Annotated in this window: 3 protein-coding genes and 3 pseudogenes; all 6 read right to left on the bottom strand. The window is 65.6% G+C overall.

Translation table 11 applies throughout. The features are described from left to right. A pseudogene (locus tag EOA27_RS42430) lies at window positions 1–327 on the bottom strand (ABC transporter permease); the annotation flags it as partial. Then, window positions 273–824, bottom strand: coding sequence for a hypothetical protein (locus EOA27_RS29305; protein ID WP_245467020.1), 552 nt, complete (start codon window positions 822–824; stop codon window positions 273–275). The gene EOA27_RS29305 and the pseudogene EOA27_RS42430, both read right to left, overlap by 55 nt. Beyond that, window positions 821–1,318: an ABC transporter permease gene (locus EOA27_RS42425; protein ID WP_245467022.1), complete on the bottom strand. Its 498-nt coding sequence runs from the start codon at window positions 1,316–1,318 to the stop codon at window positions 821–823. The genes EOA27_RS29305 and EOA27_RS42425 overlap by 4 nt, the downstream gene beginning before the upstream one ends. Then, on the bottom strand, window positions 1,288–1,746 hold the full coding sequence (locus tag EOA27_RS42420; RefSeq protein ID WP_245467024.1) for a hypothetical protein: 459 nt from the start codon (window positions 1,744–1,746) through the stop codon (window positions 1,288–1,290). The genes EOA27_RS42425 and EOA27_RS42420 overlap by 31 nt, the downstream gene beginning before the upstream one ends. Window positions 1,747–1,813: 67 nt before the next feature. After that, window positions 1,814–2,667: pseudogene (locus EOA27_RS29295) on the bottom strand (autoinducer 2 ABC transporter substrate-binding protein). 164 nt (window positions 2,668–2,831) lie between these two features. Further along, a pseudogene (locus EOA27_RS29290) lies at window positions 2,832–3,097 on the bottom strand (sugar ABC transporter ATP-binding protein); the annotation flags it as partial.

Raw genomic sequence — 3,097 nt, 5'->3', positions numbered from 1 at the left:
GGCCGCCACCCCGCCGCCGACGCCGCCCCGCCCGCCAGTGATGGCGATGCCGCCAAGCATCGCGGCGGTCAGCGATTCCAGCTCGAGGTTCTGGCCGATATTTGGCCTGCCGCTGCTGAGCCAGGCGAGCGAAACCAGGCCGGCGGCGCCGGCGAGCGCGCCGCTCAGGGCGTAGAGGATGAAGCGCACGCGATCGACAGGAATGCCGACCAGCCTGGCCGAGCGTTCGTTGAAGCCCATCGCGTAGATCCAGCGCCCCCAGGCCGTCGCCATCAGCACAAGGCCGGCCAGCGCGAAGCAGGGGATGGCCAGGGTGAGGAAGGGCACGGGAATGCCGGCGACGACACCGCGCCCCAACCAAGCAGCCATCCTGGCACGCCCGACTGGGCCGCGCCGCCGGTGACGGCAAGCGCCACGCCGGAATAGACGAAGAAGGTACCGAGCGTCGCGATGAAGGGCAGCAGCGCCAGGCCGTTCACCAGCAATCCGTTGAGGGCGCCGAGCGCCGCGCCGGCCAGGATGCAGACGGCCGGCAGCAGGACCGGCGGCAAGCCCAGTTTGAGCGACAGCATGGCGATGATGGCGGAGAGCGAAACCGCGCCGCCGACCGATAGGTCTATGCCTGTGCCGCCGGCCAGGATGACCATCCCCTGTCCGAGGCCGACCAGCGCCAGGATGGTCGAGAACTGAAGAATGGTGGTTACGGTGCCGAGATTGAAGACGGAAGGCTTGAGCGCCAGCAGGCCGACAATCACGATCAGCCACAGCGCGCACAGCAAAGCCAGGGTCAGGGCCGGGCCCTGCAGGTTCCGAAGCGTTCTCATGCGCGGGCTCGCTGGAACCGGGTAAGAGGCAGGCGATTGGAGACCGCTTCGAAGCCGAGCACACCGATGATCAGCACGCCGGTGACGACCGGCTGCCAAAGCGAGGGAACACCGATCAGAAGCAGGCCATTCTCGAGGATTCTGAGCAGGAGCACGCCAAGCACCGTGCCGAGCAGGCTGCAGCGGCCGCCCAATATGCTTGTGCCGCCGAGAATGACCGCGGCGATGGCATCCAGCGCCGAGGTGCTGCCGATCGACATTTCGACGTTGCGGTAGGTTGCGACATAGAAGGTGGCGGCAATGCCGGTCAGGACGCCGCTGATGACAAAGGTCAGGAATCTGACCTTGATCACCGGAATTCCCGAAAGCCGCGCCTTTTCTTCCGAATTGCCGATCGCCAGCAGATGCAAACCATAGGGCGTGCGCCGCAGTGCCAGCCAGACAGTCCGATAGGCAACGGCGATCACCAGGGCCGGCACGGGGATGCCGAGCACGGTGGCTGCCAGCAGATCGGTGAGGCTCGAGGGCAGGCCCGAAAGCCATTGCCCGCCAAGCAGCGCAACACGGCGGTGCGGTAGACACCAAACAGGCCGAGCGTTCCGACGATGGCCGGAACGCGGCCCAGGACGACGATGGCGGCCGTCACGCAGCCCAGCAGCGCCCCGACGAGCGGGCCCGCGACAAGCGCCACGAACGGGCTGCCATCGGCGCCAAGTATGCGGCCGATGGCGATGGCCGCGAGGCCCATGACGATGCCGATCGAGACATCGATGCCGCCCATGGCGAGCAGCAGGGTCATGCCGAGGCCGATCAGCAGCAGTTCGACGCTGTTGCGCAGCACGGTGACCGCGATGCCCGGGGTCGCGTAGTGCGGCGATGCGACAGAAAAGATGACGACCGCAAGCAAACAGGCGACAAGCAAAGACCACTCCCGCCCATTCATGGAGAAGACACCGGTTCCAGACTGCCGCACTACGTTCACGTCAGGCTCAGAAGTTGAACTTGTCGACATTGTCCGTGGTGAAGACGGCCGGCGGCCCGAGCAGGAGAATGCCCTTGGCGGCATCATAGGTGGCGGGCTTGTCGAGGCCGGCAATCTTGTTCTCGGCCTCGAAGCTCTTGCCGTCGATAAGCTGCTTGCCGGCCCAGACCGTCAGGTAGCCGAGCTGTTCAGGATCCCACAGCACGGTGAAGCCGAAGGCGCCGCTCTTCAGATAGGAGCGGGCGGTGTTCGGGCTGCAGTAACCGGTCCCGATAACCGAGCCGATCTTGCCGGCGGTCTCGATCGCTGGGCAACGCCCGGGCAGGTCGAGGATGCGACGGCGATGATGGCCTTGATATCGGGATTGGCGGCCATGGGGTCGCCCGAGATCTGCGCGGCGCGCTCGGCCGTGCCGCCGGCGAATTGCGGGGCGAGCAGCTTCAGCTTGGGATATTTGGCGGCGGCTTCCTTCTGCATGAAGCCGATCCAGGCGTTGAGATTGGACGCGGTCGCCTCGCCGGAGACGATGCCGATCGTGGCGTCCCCGCCGACGCGCTTGACCAGCTCGTCGATGATCGTGGTGCCGAGGCCCTCGTCGGTCGCCTGCGCCACATAGACCGCGCGGCCGCTGTCGGGCGCGTCGCTGTCGCTGGTGAACAATTTGATGCCCTTGGCCTTGGCGCTCTCCACCACCGGGGCGATGCTCGAAGCATCGAGAACGGAGACCGAGACCGCTTCGACGCCTTGGTCGATCAGGTTCTGCACGATCTGCAGCTGGTCGACCGGGTTGGTGTCGACCGGGCCGGAATAGACGAAATCGACGCCGAGATCCTTGGCGGCACGGTTGCCCCCCGCCTCCATGGCGTTGAAATAGGGGATGCCGATCAGCTGCGGGACGAAGGCGACCTTATGCTTGTCTGCTGCATGCGCCGCCGTCACGGCGACCAACGACAGCGCGGAGACCGCGAGCACTTTCCTGAGTTGTGAAAGCATTATGTGTGATCCTCTCTGGAATGACGTGCATGTCAGTTTGTTTTTTCGAGCGCCCGCACGTCGGGATGGGCGCCTGTTATGAGCGAAACGACTTCCTCGTGATTGGTCTCTGCGGCCAGGCGTTCGGCCACCTTGCGGCCACGCCGGAACACCACGATCCGGTCGGCAACCTCGAAGACTTCGGAAATGTTGTGGCTGATCAGCACGACGGCGCAGCCTCGACCGGCAAGGCGCCGAGTCAGCGCCAGCACTTTGCGGGTCTCGGCGACGGCAAGGGCGGCCGTCGGTTCATCCATGA

Source organism: Mesorhizobium sp. M2A.F.Ca.ET.037.01.1.1, assembly GCF_003998075.1.
Classification (GTDB): Bacteria; Pseudomonadota; Alphaproteobacteria; order Rhizobiales; family Rhizobiaceae; genus Mesorhizobium.
Note: the sequence above shows the minus strand (reverse complement) of the source record. Positions and strands in the feature narration are given on the sequence as shown.